Origin of the sequence: Nocardia sp. CA-290969, assembly GCF_050936135.1 — a bacterium.
Taxonomy (GTDB): domain Bacteria; phylum Actinomycetota; class Actinomycetes; order Mycobacteriales; family Mycobacteriaceae; genus Nocardia.
On sequence record NZ_JBNJNJ010000001.1, the window covers coordinates 5,143,172 to 5,160,587 of the forward strand.

Here is a 17,416-nt window from a genome sequence, read left to right on the forward strand (position 1 = left end):
GCCCGGTGCCGAGCCGGGCGCCGCCGTGCTGCGGTTCCGGTTCCGGATTCGGCTCGTGGTCGTTCACTTGCCGCTCAGCTCGGCCAGCCGGGCCCCGATACGTTCGACCTCGGCGGCGGCGATATCGCGCCGGGACCGGATCTTGTCCACCACCTGCTCCGGCGCCTTGGCCAGGAAGGATTCGTTGCCGAGTTTGCCCTCCGTACCGGCGAGTTCCTTCTGCGCGGCGGCCAGGTCCTTCTCCAGGCGGCGGCGCTCGGCCACCAGGTCCACACTGCCGGAGGTATCGACCTCGACGGTGACCGTGGTGGCGCTCAGCCGCACCTCCACCGACGCGGTGGCGGCGAAGCTCTCGCCCGGTTCGGTGAGCCGGCCCAGATTCGCGACCTCGGGATGCAGCCGGGTCAGCCCGGCGGTGTCCAGGCCGAGCACCCGCGCCGCGACCTTCTGCTTGTCGTTGAGACCCTGATCACTGCGGAACCGGCGGATCTCGGTGACCAGCCGTTGCAGATCGGCGATCCGCTGCGCGGACCCGGTATCGGCCGGGACCCCGGTCGGCCGCGGCCACTGCGCGATCACCACCGATTCCCCGCCGGTCAGCGCCTGCCACAGCGATTCGGTGACGAACGGGATCACCGGGTGCAGCAACCGCAGCACCGAATCCAGCACGGTGCCGAGCACCACGCGGGTGGATTCGGCGCGTGCCTCGCTCTCGGTGAACTGGACCTTGGACAGTTCCAGATACCAGTCGCAGAGTTCGTCCCAAGCGAAGTGGTAGAGCGCCTCGCAGGCCTTGCCGAACTCGTAGGCGTCGAACGCGGTATCGACCTCGGCCAGCACCTCGTCGAGCCGGTCGATGATCCAGCGGTCGGCGTCGGTGAGGGTGTCGCGGGCCGGTAGGTCGCCGGTGCGGGCGCCGTTCATCAAGGCGAACTTGGTGGCGTTGAAGAGTTTGGTGACGAAACTGCGCGAGGCCAGCGCATGCGGTTCGCCGACCGAGAGGTCGCCGCCCGGCTGTGCGCCACGGGCCAGGGTGAACCGCAGCGCGTCGGCGCCGTAGTCACGGATCCAGTCCAGCGGGTCGATCCCGTTACCGCGCGATTTCGACATCTTCTTGCCGTACTGGTCGCGGATCAGGCCGTGCAGGAACACATCCTTGAACGGCACCTGGAATTCCGCGCCCTTACCGGCGGTGATCGCGGCGTCGTCGGCGACGAAGGTTCCGAACATCATCATCCGGGCGACCCAGAAGAACAGGATGTCGTAACCGGTGACCAGCACACTGGTCGGATAGAACTTGGCCAACTCCGGGGTGGCGTCCGGCCAGCCCATGGTGGAGAAGGGCCACAGCCCGGAGGAGAACCAGGTGTCGAGGACATCGGGGTCCTGCACCCAGCCCTCGGGCGCCTCTTCATCCGGGCCGACACAGACGACTTCGCCTTCCGGCCCGTACCAGATGGGGATGCGGTGGCCCCACCACAGCTGCCGCGAGATGCACCAGTCGTGCATATCGTCGACCCAGTCGAACCAGCGCGGTTCCTGACTCGCCGGATGGATCACGGTATCCCCGTTGCGCACGGCATCGCCGGCCGCCTTGGCCAGCGCCTCGACCTTCACCCACCACTGCATGGACAGCCGCGGTTCGATCGGTTCACCGCTGCGCTCGGAATGCCCGACACTGTGCAGGTAGGGGCGTTTCTCCGCGACGACCCGGCCCTCGGAGGCAAGCCGTTCGCGCACCTTCACCCGGGCCTCGAAGCGGTCCATACCGTCGAATTCGGTTCCGGTACCGGCGATCCGGCCGCGTTCGTCCATGATCGTGGGCATGGGCAGGTTGTGCCGCAGGCCCATCTCGAAGTCGTTCGGATCGTGCGCGGGGGTGATCTTCACCGCGCCGGAGCCGAACTCGGGATCGACGTAGGAGTCGGCGATGATGGGGATCTGCCGCCCGGTGATCGGATGTTCGAGGGTGGTGCCGATCAGGGCCTGGTAGCGCGGGTCGTCGGGGTGCACCGCGACCGCGGTATCACCGAGCATCGTCTCGACCCGGGTGGTGGCGACGATGACATGCGGTTCGGCATCGTCGAGCGACCCGTAGCGCAACGACACCAGTTCGCCGGCGACCTCGTCGTATTTGACCTCGATATCGGAGATGGCGGTCCGCAGTTCCGGCGACCAGTTCACCAGGCGCTCGGCCCGGTAGATCAGGCCGGCGTCGTAGAGCCGTTTGAAGATGGTCTGCACGGCCCGCGACAGGCCCTCGTCCATGGTGAACCGGTCACGCGACCAGTCGACACCGTCACCGAGAGCCCGCATCTGCCCCTGGATCGCGCCACCGGATTCGCGCTTCCAGTCCCAGACCTTCTGCACGAACAATTCGCGCCCGAAATCCTCTTTGGTCTTACCGTCGGCCGCGAGTTGTTTCTCGACCACCGACTGGGTGGCGATACCCGCGTGATCCATACCCGGCAGCCACAACACCTCGTACCCCTGCATCCGCTTGCGGCGGGCGAGGGTGTCCATCAGCGTGTGGTCCAGGGCATGACCCATGTGCAGGGTGCCGGTGACATTCGGCGGCGGCAGCACGATCGAGTAGCCGGGCGCGGAACTCTGCGGGTCGGCGGTGAAGTAACCGGCGGCTACCCAGCGCTCGTACAGGTCGGCCTCCACCTCGCCGGGATTCCAGCTCTTGGGGAGGGCATCGGCACGATTACGCGTGTTGTCAGGGGCTGCGCTGGTCACGCGCCGATTCTAGTGTTATCAGCGACCCCGCCGGCACCGCGGGTCTGCCCATCTCTATCCGTGCTCGCCGACATCCCATTCGGTCCACATCCGTAGTCGGGGCCCGCCCCTGGTCTGGAGCGACGGAGCGGGGGAGCGAAGCGGAGGAGCGGAGGAGTGAAGACCAGGGGTTAATAGGGCCCCGACCTCTCGAGGCGCGGAGCGCCTCCAAAGACACAGCCCGGAAAAGCCGAAGGCGGAGCCTTCGGTGGATGAGGGACACCGAAGACTCCGCCTACATGAGACAGCCTACCGCCGATCGATGGCCCCGCCCCGAATCCATAACAGATTCTCAGCTTGAACACCCGAATTCTCAGATCTGTCACAAAGAGCAGCTGAGGCGTTATGTCCGGTTCGTGACCTGTGAGGTTATACGGGGGCCGGGGTCCCCGCCTTGCCGAAATCGGTTGTACTGGGGACCCTGGACAGCGTGAACCCCCCGCTCGACTCGGTCCCGTTGTATCCGCCCGAATCCATCGTCCCCGAAACGGATTCGCTTGTCCTGAACCCACGAGGAGTTGTGGATCTACGGGGCCGCCGCACCGGGGAGTTGCGGTATCCGCCTACGGCCACAGTGATTTTCGCCGGTATCCCGGGTGCGGGTAAGAGCACCGCGCTGCGCAAACTGTTCGGCGCAGACCCCGAAGACCACACTCCGCCCGCGGGTCCCGATGGTGCGCTGGTGCTCGATTCGATCCAGGCGCGCAACTCCTGGCGGCGCCGGCTGGCCTGGTTGCCGTACCCGCTGTGGCGGCCGGTGGTGCATCTGGTGCATTTCCGCCGTATCTGGATCGCCCTGCGCGATCACACCGGCCCGGTGGTGATCCACGACTGCGGCACCGTCGGGTTCACCCGCCGCATGCTGACCAGGTGGGCCGCCCGGCGCGGCCGCGAACTGCATATGGTGCTGCTCGATGTCCCCGCCACGGTCGCCCGGGCCGGGCAGTACGCCCGCGGGCGGCGGGTCGGCCGGGCCTCGTTCAACTGGCACGTCCGCCGCTGGAGACATCTGCTGGACCAGCTGGAACGCGGAGCGGGCCCGCACCCGCGCCCGGAATCGGTCGTCGTGCTGGACCGCACCACCGTCGACCATCTGCACGAAATCCGCTTCGCCGCCTGATCCCCGGCCCGGCGCATCCGCGGGCCGTCGGACACAACGCCGCCGTCAATACAGCAAGGTGAGCGCGCGCGGCTCGATACGCGCGGTCACCGGCAGGCGGCCGGCGGGTTCTCCGTCGGCGGTGGCGGGCGCGTCCGGTGCGGTCAAGCGCACCGATTCGACCCGGTACTGGCTCACCGCCGGGTGTTCGATTCGTTTACCGGCCGACAGCGAGGGCAGGATACGCAGCATCTCGAGGTGGGAAACCTTGCCGACCACCGTCACATCGAGCAGTCCGTCGTCGCAGACCGCGTCGGGGCAGATCCGCATCCCGCCGCCGTAGGTCGTGGTGTTGCCCACCGCGACCAGCAGCGCCTCGGTGTCGATCACCGGATCCGGCCGGCCGCCGGTCAACTCGATCCGGTACGGGACGGTGGTGCCGTGGGCGATTTCGGCGACCGCGGCGAAGGTGTAGCGCAGCCGGCCGCGGGGCCGGCGCATCCGGTTGGCGCGCAGGGTGACCCGGGCATCGAAACCGGTACAGGCGACCGTCGCGAACCACATGGGTTCGTGCCCGCTGGGTTCCAACCGGCCCAGGTCGATCGTGCGCACCCGCCCGCTGCGCACCAGTTCGGCGGCGCGGCGCGGATCGTCGCCGATCCCGAATTCGCGGGCCAGATCGTTGCCCGTGCCCGCCGGTACCAGGGCCAGCGGGATCGATGTATGCGCGAGCGGATCAAGGATGGTGGAGACCAGCCCGTCCCCGCCGACGCAGACGACCGTGTCCAGGGATCCGCCGGTCAGGGCTGCCCGCAGGCCGTCCCGGGTTTCGGCGGCGGAGGGGGCGTGGATCTCGACGATCTCGATACCGTCGCGGGACAACTGTTCCACCACCGTCCGCGCGGCGTCGCGGGCCCTGCCCTGGCCCGCGGAGGGGTTGGTCACCACGGCAACCGCGCGGACCTCGCGGAGTCCGGCCCGGTCGCCGCTCGCCTCGGTCATGGCAGCAGTGTGCCAGGGTTGAGGATCCCGGCCGGGTCGATTTCGCGTTTCACCGCGCGCAGCACCCGCACGCCCAGTTCGCCGATCTCGGCCGGTAACCAGGAGCGATGGTCGGCGCCCACGGCGTGGTGGTGGGTGATGGTGGCACCGGCGGCGGTGATGGCGTCGCCCGCGGCTTGTTTCGCGGTCCACCACTGCGTGATCGGGTCGTCGAGGAGTTTTGCGACAACCGTGAAGTACAGCGATGCGCCGGTCGGGTAGGTATGCGAGATATGGCACATGACCAGCGCGGGCGTGCCCTGGGCCGAGAGTGCCTCGGTGAGCGCGGTGGTGACCCGGGTTTTCAGTTCGCCCAGCCGGTCCCAGGTGGTCGCGGTTTCCAGGGTTTCGCACAGCACCCCGGCGTCGAGGAGCGCGTCGCGCAAGTAAGGGGCGGCGAACCGGCCGTGCTCCCAGTCCCGGGCGGGCGTGGGACCCAGTTCGGTGCCGCCGGCCGCGCGCAGCAATGCGGCCGCCTCGGCGCTACGCGCGGCGACATGGGCGGCACTGCCTTCGAAGGTGGTCACGGCGAGGCAGCCGGAGACCGGGGTGCCGCCGACATCTTTGGAGCGCGCCAGGTTCAGCCCGGTTTCGGCCTCGTCGGACAACCGCAGCACCGTCGGGGCGGCACCGGTCTGCACGACCGCGCGCAACGCGGCGGCACCGGTTTCGAAATCGGGGAAAGACCACGCCATATGGGCCGTGGTTTCCGGAACGGGGTGGACCCGGACGGTGACCTCGGTGATCACGCCGAACGTCCCTTCGGAACCCAGGAACAGTTCCCGCAGGTCGGGTCCGGCGGCCGAGGCCGGTGCCCGGCCCGGTTCCACGGTGCCGGTGGGTGTCGCGACCCGCAGGCGCTGGACCATATCGTCGAAACGGCCGTACCCGGCGGAGGCCTGCCCGGACGACCGGGTGGCCGCGAACCCGCCGATACTCGCGAATTCGAAACTCTGCGGGTAATGCCCGAGCGACAGCCCGTGCGCGGCGAGCAACTGCTCGGCCCGCGGCCCGGTGACACCGGCGCCGAAGGTCGCGGTACCGGAGACCGGGTCGCACTCCACCAGCGCGTCGAGGCGGCGCAGGTCCAGGGCGATCACGGTGTCGAACCGGCCGCGCACCGGGTCGAGACCACCGACCACACTGGTGCCGCCGCCGAACGGCACCACGGCGATGCCCTGTTCGGCGCAGTAGGCGAGAACATCGGCCACCTGCGCGTGATCGGCCGGGCAGACCACCGCGTCGGGCGCGTCCTGGGGACCCTCGGCACGCCTGCGCAGCAGGTCGAGCGTGCTCTTGCCACCCGCGTGCAGTAACCGGGCGGCGTGTTCGGTGGATATGTGCTCCGCCCCCACCAGCCGCGCGAGACCGGCGCGCCGGTCCGCGGACAGGACCGGCGGCCGCAGCGGCACCTCGCCCTCATCACGACGCGCCACCGGTGCACCGGAGACGCCGAACACCTGGCCGAGCAGACCACGGATCTGCTCCGGCAACGGTGTGTGCCCAGCGGGAATTCCCCAGGCGTCCCACACCATATCGGGTCGTGCGGCGCGTGCGGCCGGTTCTGCGGGAGTCTCGCCCTGCCCAGTGGTCATGCGTTACAGTTTGACATGAAGTGTCAAGAAGTAAACCCCTCGAGATGAGGTCGTAGCCTGTGCCCGGTAGTGCAACCCCGCAGGACGCCGGTTCGGTGGACCGGACGATCCTGGACGCCGCGCGCGACTGCGTCGCGGAATTCGGGGTCCGGCGCACCACCCTGGCCGAGGTCGCCCGCCGGGCGCGGGTGAGCCGGCCCACCGTCTACCGACGCTGGCCGGACAGCCGGGCACTCATCGGCGAACTGCTGGTACGCGAACTGCGCGCGATCATCGCGTCGGCCATACCGGAATCGGGGGACGCGCGTACCCGGCTGGTCACCGGTGTCGTGGCCGGCGCGGCACAGGTGCGGTCGAATCCGCTGTTCGGGAAGATCTTCCGCACCGATACCGATCTCATGCTCACCTATGTCTTCGGCCGGCTCGGCCGCAACCAGCGCGAACTGCTCGAGCTGTTCACCAGCGGTATCCGCGACGGGCAGGCCGACGGCTCGGTGCGCCCCGGCGATCCCGGGCACCTCGCGGCGATGATGCTGCTCATCGCCCAGTCGGCCGTGCAATCGGCGGCCACGGTCAGCGAACTGCTCGACGAGCCCGCCATGGATACCGAACTCCGGCACGCCCTCGACGCGTATCTCACGCCCGGGCCCACCTCGTCCAGGAAGGAGTAGCGCACGGCCGATCGGGACACGATCCCCACCCGCCACGCGCCACGAAACTATGGTCACCAGCCCTTCCGATTCCGCCGGCCCCGCGCTCGACGCCCGCCGGCGCACCCGCGAACTCACCGCCCTCGGCGACGACCCCACCATCGACCTGCTGGTCATCGGCGGCGGAGTAACCGGCGCCGGAGCCGCCCTCGACGCAGCGACACGCGGACTGCGCACCGTCCTCGTGGAGAAGAACGATCTGGCGCACGGCACCAGCCGCTGGAGTTCCAAACTCGTCCACGGCGGCCTGCGCTACCTGGCGAGCGGACGAATCGGCATCGCCCACGAGAGCGCGGTCGAACGTGGCATCCTGTTGCGCCGCAACGCACCGCATCTGGTACGCCCGCTACCGCAACTGGTACCCCTGCTGCCCGGGATCGGGTTCGGAGCGCGGACCCTGATCCGCACCGGTTTCCTGGCCGGCGATGTGCTGCGCGCCGGGGCCCGCACTCCGGCCGCCGTACTGCCGAGGTCACGCCGGGTGACCCGGGCCGAAGCGCTGCGCCTGGCCCCGACCGTGCGGCAGGACGGGCTACGCGGCGGACTGCAATCCTGGGACGGGCAACTGGTCGACGACGCCCGGCTGGTGGTGACGCTGGCCCGGACCGCGGCCGCCCGGGGCGCCACGGTGCTCACCCGGGTCGCCGCCGAAACCGTCACCGGCGACAGTGCCACGCTCCGCGACACCCGGACCGGCGAAACACTCACGGTCCGCGCCGCGGCGGTCGTCAACGCCACCGGGGTCTGGGCCGATCAAGTGGATCCGAGTATCGACCTGCGACCCAGCCGGGGTACCCACCTGGTATTCGACGCCGCCGCCTTCGGCGGCCTCACCGCCGCCCTCACCATCCCGGTCACGGGTTCGGTGGGCCGCTTCGTCTTCGCGCTCCCCGCCCCGCACGGCCGGGTCTACCTGGGCCTGACCGATGAGGACGCACCGGGGCCGGTGCCCGACGAACCCCGGCCCACCCCCGGCGAAATCGATTTCCTGCTCGACACGGTGAACACCGTCCTGCGAGTCCCGCTCACCCACAGCGATATCCGCGGCTCCTACGCCGGTCTGCGCCCGCTGCTGCGCACCGCCGGCGACCACACCGCCGATATCTCCCGCGAACACGCGGTCCTCACCTCCCCGTCCGGGGTGATCACCGTGGTCGGCGGCAAACTCACCACCTACCGGAAGATGGCCCAGGACGCGGTCGACGCTGCCGTGACCCGTGCCCGGCTCCCGGCCGGGCCCTGCCGGACCACGGATCTCCCGCTGGCCGGCGCGGTCACCGGAGTCGCCCGGGATCGGCTGCTCGCACCGCAACTGCTGATCGAACGGTACGGCGCCGAAGCCCCCACCGTGGCGGCCCTCGCCGCCACCGACCCGGAACTCGCCGCGCCGGTGGCGCCCGGAATCGATGTACTGGCAGCGGAATTCGCCTGGTCTCTCACCCAGGAAGGTGCCCTGGACGCCGACGATCTCCTGGACCGCCGCACCCGGATCGGGCTGGTCGCCGAAGACCGCGCCGCGGCCCGCGCGACCGCCGAAGCCATGGTGGCCGCCTATTCCGGATGATCTCCGGCGTACTCCCAGTCCTGCACGCCCGCGGTCATACAGGCACGCGGCCAGCGGTCCAGCCCGTGCGCGGCCTCCTCCGCCCGGATAGCGCGCAAGCCGGGCGTTTCCTCGCTCGGCTCGAGATACCGGAAACCGAGCCGTCGATAGTAGGGCCCGTTCCACGCGACCTCGGTGAACGTCGTCAAGGTGACCGCCGGCAGCCCGCGCGCGGCCGCCCACCGGACGGCCCGGTCGATCAGCCGGCGGCCGATCCGCTGCCCCCGGTATTCGGGCAGCACCGACACCTGGTCGATATGGGCATGCCCGTCGACGGTGCTCACGAGGAGATAGCCGACCGGCTCCGCGCCGGCCACCCACACCCACGCCCGGCCGTCCAGCACGAACTCCCCGAGCACCTGCTCCGACAGCGGCTCGTCCCCGGCCACCGCCTCCATACCCACCGCGGCGAACGGCCTACCCGCCCGCACCTCGATATCCCGCAGCCGAGGGATATCCGCGGTGGTTGCCTCTCGGATCATGAGTACTCCTGTTCGCAAACCAGCCGCGAAGGGTACACGCTGTGTTTTTGGCGCGCTGGCGCGCGCGGGGGTTTGGCCCGTCCCTGCGTTCAGCCCGCGATACTCGCGCCTGCGGCGCATCGTCTCGCGGGCTGAACGCAGGGACGGGCCAAACCCCTCCAAGTGCCTCGCTGAACTCGGCGCCGCCGTGGTTGCGTTCGATTCCGGTGCTGCGGACCGTGCAAGTGCCTCGCTGGACTCCGCGCGGCCGTGGTTGCGTTTTATTTTTCGGGGTTGTGAGCGCACCAACTGCCTGGCTGAACTCGGCGCCGCCGTGGTTGCGTTCGATTCCGGGGTTATGGGCCGTGCAAGTGCCTCGCTGAACTCGGCGTCACCGGAGTTACGTCCGATTTCGGAGTACGGCCCGCCGAGTACCTCACTCAACTCGGCACCACCGTGGTTGGGACGTCGGCGTGAACTTCTCGGAGGGTTGTCTCCGGTCCCCTGACTTCGGTCGGTCTACAGCCTCCGGTTCGGGGCCCGTCTCGTTCTGGAGCGACAGAGCGGGGGAGCGAAGCGGAGGAGCGGCGGAGTGAAGAACGAGACAAAGGGGGGCCCCGAACCCGCGACGCCGAAGGCGGCGCCATGACACAGTTCGGGGCCCGTCTCGTTCTGGAGCGACGGAGCGGGGGAGCGAAGCGGAGGAGCGGAGGAGTGAAGAACGAGACAAAGGGGGGCCCCGAACCCGCGACGCCGGAGGCGGCGCCATATACACAGCTCTATGCTGGTGCGGTGGTCTGAGGAAGGAGCCGCGGGTGCGTGTCGATACGTCCACCATCGGAATCGCGCCGGGTGAGGGCTTGGTCGCACGCTTCGGTGATGTCGTGATCTACCTGGTGGGTGCCAATGCGTCCACCGAGCGGATCCTCGGCGCCGTGGAGGCGGTGGCGGATGTGGAGCATCCCGGTGCGGCGATCGCGCAGCGGCTCGCGGCCGTGGTGTTCGGGACCGGTTCGGAACCACCGCCTTTCGGTCTGGTCGCCCCTACCGCCGACGGCACACTCGTGTTGCTGCGGGGTCCCGTTTCGGCGTTGATCTCGGGAGCCGAGGGGTCGCGGCGGCTGGTCGGTGCGCGGGCGTTCACCTGGGTCGACGAGATCGTGCGTGATCCGGTTCGCACCCTTGCGGTGGGGCCGGGGGCGGAGGCCCAGGTGACCCCGTATCCACGTACCGATCTGCGCGCCGGTGTGGTGCCCGGCGGTGGTTTCGTCATCCACGCGGCGGTGCGCCGCGGCCGGAAGCAGAACCGGGCCGCGGCGGCTGCGGCGCCGGTGGCGGGCGCGGAACCGCAGGCCACGGCCCCTGCCGGACTGGCCGCCGCCGAACCCGAACCGGCGGCCGATCCCGGTCCGCCCACCGGTCTGGCGGGGGCCCGGTCCGCGGAGCCGCTGCCGGGCACCCGGGCGTGGTCGGCGGCACCGCAACGCCCGGCGCCGGATCCCATCCGCCTGCGTAAGGAGCCGGCGAGTTCGCGGCTGCTGCCCGCCGCCCGCAACGGCGCCGAGGGGCCCGGGAAATCCGCGCCCGCGCTGGTGGCCGAGGACGGTACCAGCTATCCGCTGGACCGGGCGTATGTGATCGGCCGTGGCCCGTCGGTCGACGAATCGGTACGCCGCAAAACCGCCGCCCCGCTGGTCCTGCAGCGTGACCGCCACATCTCCCGGGTGCACGCCTACCTTTCGGTGGACGGCGGCAAGGTGTTCCTCCGCGACGCCGGCACCGCCGCGGGTACCTTCGTCTCCACCCCGGGTGAACCGCGGTGGACCCGGATCGGCCAGTCCCCCACCGAACTGCCGCCCGGCGGCCGGATCCGCATCAGCGAACAGGTCCTCACCTACCAGGACGAAAGCCCGCACGCCGGCAACTGATCGGTATGCCCGGGCCGCGCGCCCGCGCCGCGCGGCGCACAATGGCGGTATGCACCGCACCGGCCCGACCGACGACATCGACGAATCCGCACTCACCGTCACCCCACCCAAAGCGCAGGCCGCGGGGGTCACGGCGGTCGGTGTCGCGCTGGGGCGGGCGGTCGCCGATATGGGGGTGGTCCGCACCGCGCGCACGCTGGCGCGGGTGAACCAGGTGCACGGTTTCGACTGCCCGGGATGCGCGTGGCCGGAGCCCAGCGGGCACCGCCGGCCTGCCGAGTTCTGTGAGAACGGCGCGAAGGCGGTCGCCGAGGAAGCCACTCTGAACACCGTGGGCCCGGAGTTCTTCGCCGAGCATTCGCTTGCCGAGCTGGCCGGCAAGTCCGGGTACTGGCTGGGCCGCCAGGGCCGGTTGACCCACCCCATGGTGCTGCGGCCGGGCGATACCCACTACCGGCCGATCACCTGGGACGACGCCTACCGGCTCGTCGCCGACCAGTTGCGGGCGCTGGATTCGCCGGACGAGGCGGTGTTCTACACCTCCGGCCGCACCGCGAACGAAACCGCGTTCCTCTATCAGCTCATGGTCCGCAGTTTCGGCACCAACAACCTGCCCGACTGCAGCAATATGTGCCACGAATCCTCGGGCACCGCGCTGACCGGTTCGATCGGGATCGGCAAGGGCTCGGTGACCATCGACGATTTCGCCGCCGCCGATCTGATCCTGGTGGCGGGGCAGAACCCGGGCACGAACCATCCGCGCATGCTGAGTGCCCTCGCCGACGCCAAGAAGTCCGGTGCCCGCATCGTCGCGATCAATCCGCTGCCCGAAACGGGCCTGCTCGGGTTCCGGGATCCGCAGACCGTCCGCGGGCTCACCACCGGCGTCGATATCGCCGACGATTTCCTGCAGATCCGCCTCGGCGGCGATATGGCCCTGTTCCAAGGTCTGGCGAAACTGCTCTTCGAGGCCGAGGACCGCGCCCCGGGCACCGTGCTGGACCGCGCCTTCATCGACGCGCACACCGCCGGTTTCGCCGCCTACGAACGCCACATCCGCGCGGTCGATCTGGAGACCGTCTACGAGGCGAGCGGTCTCACTCCCGATGAACTCGCCCGCACCGCCGACCTGATCGCTCGCTCCGGCAACATCATCGTGTGCTGGGCCATGGGTCTCACCCAGCACAGGAACGCGGTGGCCACCATCGAGGAAGCCACCAATCTGCTGCTCGCGCGGGGCATGATCGGTAAACCGGGCGCGGGTGTCTGCCCCGTCCGCGGGCATTCCAACGTGCAGGGCGACCGCACCATGGGCATCTGGGAACGGATGCCCGAACCCTTCCTGGCCGCCCTCGACCGCGAGTTCGGCATCACCAGTCCCCGCACCCACGGTTACGACACCGTGCACACCATCCGCGCGCTACGCGACGGCAAGGCGCGGGTGTTCTTCGGTATGGGCGGTAATTTCGTCGCCGCCACCCCGGATACCGCCGTCACCGAGGCCGCGCTGCGCAGCTGCGCGCTCACGGTGCAGGTGTCGACCAAACTCAACCGCAGCCATGTCGTACACGGCGCCACCGCGCTCATCCTGCCGACCCTGGGCCGCACCGATCTCGATATCCAGAACGGCCGGCGCCAGCAGGTGTCGGTGGAGGATTCGATGTCGATGGTGCATCTGTCCACCGGCCGGCTCACCCCGGTGAGCGATGAACTCCGCAGCGAGGTCGCCATCGTGTGCGAACTGGCCCGGGAACTGCTGGGTCCGCAGCATCCGGTGCCCTGGGAGGATTTCCGCGGCGACTACGACCGGATCCGCGACGCCATCGCCCGCGTGGTCCCGGGGTGCGCCGACTACAACACCCGGGTCCGGCAGCGCAACGGTTTCGTCCTGCCGCATCCGCCCCGCGATACCCGCGAATTCCGCACGGCCACCGGCAAAGCCAATTTCGCCGTCAACGAGCTCAGCTGGGTGCCGGTCCCGCCCGGCCGGCTCGTCCTGCAGACGCTGCGCAGCCACGACCAGTACAACACCACCATCTACGGTCTCGACGACCGCTACCGCGGCGTGCACCACGGCCGCCGGGTGGTGCTGGTGAACGCGGGCGATATCGCCGAAATGGGCTTCCGCGACGGCGATCTCGTCGACTTGGTCGCGGAGTGGACCGACGGTGTCGAACGCCGGGTGACGGGCTTCCGGCTGGTCGAGTACAGCACGCCGCGCGGGAACGCCGCCGCCTACTACCCCGAGACGAACCCCCTGGTCCCGCTCGACCATGTGGCGGCGCGATCGAATACACCGGTGTCGAAGGCGGTTGTCATCCGGCTCGAACCCCATGTCCACCAGCGCAGCCCGGAATGAGCAGAGTCACCGCGCGACGCCGGATGGTGCGTATCACCCCGGCCGGTGAGATCACCCGTCCCGATACCCTGGCCGTCGAGGAACCCCTGGAGATCCGGGTGCGCGGCGAATCGCTCACCGTCACCATGCGCACCCCGGGCAACGATATCGACCTGGTGCACGGTTTCCTGTTCGGCGAATCCCTGATCACCGCGGCCGCCGATATCCGCACCGCCCGCTACTGTGCCGGCACCGACGACGAGGGCCGCAATACCTACAATGTCCTCGATATCGACCCCGCCGCGCCGATCGCCCTGCCGAACCGCCCGTTCCTTACCACCGGCGCCTGCGGTCTCTGCGGTCGCACCGCCCTCGACGAGATCCGGCAGCGCACCCGTCATCCGCTGCCCACTCCGGCACCGATGGTGGACGCGGCGATTCTGGCCGGTCTGCCCGAAGCCCTGCGCGAACGGCAATCGGTCTTCGACGCCACCGGTGGCCTGCACGCCGCCGGCCTCTTCACCGCCACGGGCGAAGCGCTGGTCGTGCGCGAGGACATCGGCCGCCACAACGCGGTGGACAAGGTGATCGGCTGGGCGCTGCTCGAGAACCGGATCCCGGCCACCGATCTCGTCCTCGTGGTGAGTGGCCGCGCTTCCTTCGAACTGGCCCAGAAAGCCGTGCTGGCCGGTATCCCGATCCTCGCGGCGGTTTCGGCCCCCAGTTCGCTCGCCGTGGACCTGGCCGCCGAATCATCCCTGACCCTGGCCGGTTTCGTCCGCGGCGACACCATGAACCTCTACACCTGCCCCGAACGGATCAGCGGCACGCCGAGCCGGAAGTAAATGCGCGTCCCGGCCACTCTGTCGCGGATCAGCGCGGCGCGAGGGCCGGATAGTCGGCGAGGTCGATATCGTCGGTGGCGTCGGTGGCGTACTTGTCCATGAGGTCGAACAGTCGCGATCCCAGGAACCAGTCGCGGAGCCGTAATCCGTAGCGGGTCTTCGGCGCCAGGAAGCGGCCTACGTTGCTGTTGCCCCCGATCTTCACGTAGTCGCGCAGGATCTCCTCGTATCGAGCGAAAGCGGTGCCGTACTCACCTCCGGCTACGGCGAGTTCACCGGCCAGGACATAACCGCCGACCAGCGCCGAACCGGTCCCGAATCCGGCGAGTGTGTTGCCGTAGGCGCTGTCCCCGACCAGCGCCACCCGTCCCGAGACGAATCGGGGCATCCGCACCCGGGCGATCGCGTCCAGGTAGAAATCAGGGTGATCCGGCAGTTCCGCGAGCATGTCCGGCACCTGCCAGCCCATTCCGGCGAACCGTTCGGTGAGCACCCGGCGCTGGTCGGCTTCGCCGGCGAACTCCAGTTTCCCGGCGGCGAACATGTACATCTGCTGGGCCTTCGGGCCACCCCGCACCGCGAGCAGGCCGGGGGCGCTGTGCGCGTAGGCCACGCGGCGGCGCGGGCCGTCGCCATCGCCGCCGCCGGGGACGTCTCCGGCGATGGCGTAGTAGTAACCCCGATGCTCGACGAACTCTGCTTCCGGGCCGAAGACCAGGCGGCGCACCCGGGAATGGATCCCGTCCGCCCCGAACACGAGATCGAAACGACGGGCAGGGCCGTGTTCGAATTCGACGTCGACACCACTGCCGGTTTCGCGTAGCGCACTGATCGAATCACCGAACACGTAGTTGCAGCGCTCGGCGGTGAGACCGTGCAGGATCGCGGCCAGATCGCCCCGCAGGATCTCCACCTCCCCGCCGGTGAAATCACCCGACATCCGCGCTCGCTCGCGCCCCTCCGCGTCGACAAAAACCGTATCGGTGGCTCCGGTGCTGCGTCGCTGGATCTCGTCGAAGATGCCCATTCGCTCGAGCAGTGTGCGTTGGACGCCACCTTTGAAATCGACGGCCTGGCCGCCCGGGCGCAGAGCCGGGGCACGCTCGACCACCGTGACCTCGAATCCGTAGCGGTCGAGCCAGTAGGCGAGCGCGGGACCGGCGATGCTCGCGCCGGAGATGAGAACGCTGCGGTTCTTCACGATGAACTCCATCCATCATATGCGTCCGCAGGAAACTGTTTCCAGCGGACGCCGACAGCGTATGGTAGACACAGTTTCACGTCAACCGATTTTCGAGAGGCATCTCCATGGCCACGCCCACCGTCCTGGAACTGCTCTGGGGAACCGATCGACGCCCCACGCGGGGGCCGAAACCCACCCTGACCCGGGCCGCGATCGTCGCCGCCGCGGTCGAACTGGCCGATACCGAAGGCCTGGCCGCGGTGTCCATGCAGAAGCTGGCCGACCAGCTGGGCTACACCAAGATGTCGCTGTACCGGCATGTACCGGGTAAGGCCGAACTCACCGCACTGATGACGGAGGCGGCCATGGCCGGCCTACCGGAACTGGACACCTCGGGCCCGCAACCCTGGCGAAGTGGCCTGCGCTCCTGGGCCTACGCGAGTTTCGCGAGATACCGGCGCCACCCGTGGGTGATGGAACTACTCGCCGGCGCCCGGCCTGTGGGCCCCAACGAACTCGGCTGGACCGAGGCCGCCCTCGACGCCATGGCGGATATCGCATTGACCGGCCCGGAACGGCTGGACACCCTGGCCGTGCTGAACGGGCATGTGCGCAGCCTCGCACAACAATTGATCGGCCCCGGCGTCACCGAGGAAGAATTCACCGGCGCGATGGCCGCCGCGCTGGAACTGGCCGGTGACCGTTTTCCACGGTTGCTCGAGGCACTGTCGGATCGCCCGGAAGCGCAGCAGCCGGCCGAATGGTCACACCAGCGCGATGCCGCCCTCGAATTCGGAATCGAACGCATCCTCGACGGCGTGGCGGCCCTGATGGCTCAGCGCACCCGCCGGTGACGGCGCCCCCACGTTTCGCGCGGCCGCCGCGCTCACATTCCGGGCAGCCGAATCCCCCGGTCCGCCGCCAGCCGGGCCAATTTCTCGGCCTCGTCGATGGCGACGGCGACATACGTGCGCCAGCCGTCGTCGTCGCGGCGCAACAGATATTCGTAGTCGCTGTCGGTGAGCAGGGCATCGTCGCCGTCGTAGAAATGCCAGCGCACCCGCACCCGAGCCAGGACAGGGGTCAGCTCGGCGTACTCCAGCAGCGTGTGATCCACCCGGGAAAGTCCCAGCGACTGATAGACGGGGTGCGCCTGTGTCAGGCCCTGCGCCATTTCTTCCCGCGAATGCAGCGCCCCCACGAATTCGCCGCTGACAATGGTGCCCGGCGTCCCCCATAACGCAGCCGTCCGTTCGGCGTCGTAGGCACTCAGCGTGGACTGGTATTCATCGAGAAATGCTTCGACTTCGCCGCGAATGGACATAGCACCCTCTCGCCCGCCGGGCCTGCCGGTCGCAATCGGTGGCGACCGGCTCGGCCACGGCCGGAGTTCGGAGCGTCCGCGACCGGACGCTCCCCTCCTCAGTTGGCCAGCGCCTCCAGCAGCGCCGCACGCTGGCGGGCACCCAGGCCGCCGATCCGGCGATCCTCCGGGATATCCGCCTGGTCCATCAGTTTGGCGGCCTTCACCGGGCCGACACCCGGCAGCGCCTTGATCACGGCGACAACTTTGGTCTTCTTGACCAGTTCGTCGCTATCGGCCTTGCGCAGCAACTCGGCGACCGAAACCTTGCCGTCCTTCACCTGACCGATCAGTTCGGAGCGCGCCTTGCGCACCGCCGCCGCTTTGGCCAGAGCCTCCGTGCGTTGTTCCGCGGTCATCGTTGGCAGTGCCATATCTCCTCCGCTTTCACTCGTCGCTCGAACATCTGGTTGATCGGGTCGATTCAACATCACAATACCGACACCGAACCGCCGACACACCGGCCAGA

14 protein-coding genes are annotated in these 17,416 nt (G+C 69.2%); 7 read left to right on the forward strand and 7 right to left on the reverse strand.

Features of this window, described 5'->3' with window-relative positions:
- Positions 1-63 precede the first annotated feature (63 nt).
- A complete protein-coding gene (locus ACQEVO_RS23680) occupies positions 64-2,742 on the reverse strand; it encodes a valine--tRNA ligase (RefSeq protein WP_432917008.1) in 2,679 nt (892 codons plus the stop codon).
- 469 nt (positions 2,743-3,211) lie between these two features.
- Between ACQEVO_RS23680 and ACQEVO_RS23685 the strand changes: the two genes are divergently transcribed.
- Positions 3,212-3,901, forward strand: a complete 690-nt coding sequence (locus ACQEVO_RS23685; RefSeq protein ID WP_432917011.1) for an AAA family ATPase — start codon at positions 3,212-3,214, stop codon at positions 3,899-3,901.
- A 45-nt stretch (positions 3,902-3,946) separates the two neighbouring features.
- Here the strand turns inward: ACQEVO_RS23685 and ACQEVO_RS23690 are convergent, their stop codons facing one another.
- Both ACQEVO_RS23690 and ACQEVO_RS23695 read right to left on the reverse strand, forming a co-directional pair.
- On the reverse strand, positions 3,947-4,882 hold the full coding sequence (locus ACQEVO_RS23690; protein WP_432917014.1) for a diacylglycerol/lipid kinase family protein: 936 nt from the start codon (positions 4,880-4,882) through the stop codon (positions 3,947-3,949).
- On the reverse strand, positions 4,879-6,456 hold the full coding sequence (locus ACQEVO_RS23695; protein ID WP_432922968.1) for an FAD-binding oxidoreductase: 1,578 nt from the start codon (positions 6,454-6,456) through the stop codon (positions 4,879-4,881). Before ACQEVO_RS23695 ends, ACQEVO_RS23690 begins: the two co-directional genes overlap by 4 nt.
- A 119-nt stretch (positions 6,457-6,575) precedes the next feature.
- On the opposite strand from ACQEVO_RS23695, the gene ACQEVO_RS23700 reads away from it, so the two are divergent.
- Both ACQEVO_RS23700 and ACQEVO_RS23705 read left to right on the forward strand, forming a co-directional pair.
- Entirely contained in the window at positions 6,576-7,187 is a 612-nt protein-coding gene (locus ACQEVO_RS23700; RefSeq protein WP_432917017.1) for a TetR/AcrR family transcriptional regulator, read from the forward strand.
- A 49-nt stretch (positions 7,188-7,236) separates the two neighbouring features.
- On the forward strand, positions 7,237-8,790 hold the full coding sequence (locus ACQEVO_RS23705) for a glycerol-3-phosphate dehydrogenase/oxidase (protein ID WP_432917020.1): 1,554 nt from the start codon (positions 7,237-7,239) through the stop codon (positions 8,788-8,790).
- On the opposite strand, the gene ACQEVO_RS23710 is transcribed toward ACQEVO_RS23705, so the two are convergent.
- A complete protein-coding gene (locus ACQEVO_RS23710) occupies positions 8,778-9,311 on the reverse strand; it encodes a GNAT family N-acetyltransferase (protein WP_432917023.1) in 534 nt (177 codons plus the stop codon). The genes ACQEVO_RS23705 and ACQEVO_RS23710 overlap by 13 nt on opposite strands.
- 794 nt (positions 9,312-10,105) lie before the next feature.
- Between ACQEVO_RS23710 and ACQEVO_RS23715 the strand changes: the two genes are divergently transcribed.
- Genes ACQEVO_RS23715 through fdhD form a run of 3 tightly spaced genes read left to right on the forward strand, consistent with a single transcriptional unit; the run spans position 10,106 to position 14,401 of the window.
- Positions 10,106-11,218 (forward strand): FHA domain-containing protein, encoded by a 1,113-nt coding sequence (locus tag ACQEVO_RS23715; RefSeq protein WP_432917026.1) that lies wholly within the window; start codon positions 10,106-10,108, stop codon positions 11,216-11,218.
- 49 nt (positions 11,219-11,267) lie between these two features.
- On the forward strand, positions 11,268-13,577 hold the full coding sequence (locus tag ACQEVO_RS23720) for an FdhF/YdeP family oxidoreductase (RefSeq protein ID WP_432917029.1): 2,310 nt from the start codon (positions 11,268-11,270) through the stop codon (positions 13,575-13,577).
- On the forward strand, positions 13,574-14,401 hold the full coding sequence (fdhD, locus tag ACQEVO_RS23725; RefSeq protein ID WP_432917032.1) for a formate dehydrogenase accessory sulfurtransferase FdhD: 828 nt from the start codon (positions 13,574-13,576) through the stop codon (positions 14,399-14,401). Before ACQEVO_RS23720 ends, fdhD begins: the two co-directional genes overlap by 4 nt.
- A 28-nt stretch (positions 14,402-14,429) precedes the next feature.
- Here fdhD and ACQEVO_RS23730 read toward each other — a convergent pair whose 3' ends face one another.
- On the reverse strand, positions 14,430-15,602 hold the full coding sequence (locus ACQEVO_RS23730) for an FAD-dependent monooxygenase (RefSeq protein ID WP_432917035.1): 1,173 nt from the start codon (positions 15,600-15,602) through the stop codon (positions 14,430-14,432).
- A gap of 107 nt (positions 15,603-15,709) precedes the next feature.
- Between ACQEVO_RS23730 and ACQEVO_RS23735 the strand changes: the two genes are divergently transcribed.
- Positions 15,710-16,438 (forward strand): TetR/AcrR family transcriptional regulator, encoded by a 729-nt coding sequence (locus tag ACQEVO_RS23735; RefSeq protein WP_432917038.1) that lies wholly within the window; start codon positions 15,710-15,712, stop codon positions 16,436-16,438.
- A gap of 32 nt (positions 16,439-16,470) precedes the next feature.
- Here the strand turns inward: ACQEVO_RS23735 and ACQEVO_RS23740 are convergent, their stop codons facing one another.
- Together ACQEVO_RS23740 and mihF are read right to left on the reverse strand one after the other, a co-directional pair.
- Entirely contained in the window at positions 16,471-16,908 is a 438-nt protein-coding gene (locus tag ACQEVO_RS23740; RefSeq protein WP_432917041.1) for a nuclear transport factor 2 family protein, read from the reverse strand.
- 98 nt (positions 16,909-17,006) lie between these two features.
- A complete protein-coding gene (gene mihF / locus ACQEVO_RS23745) occupies positions 17,007-17,321 on the reverse strand; it encodes an integration host factor, actinobacterial type (RefSeq protein WP_280423069.1) in 315 nt (104 codons plus the stop codon).
- Positions 17,322-17,416 lie beyond the last annotated feature (95 nt).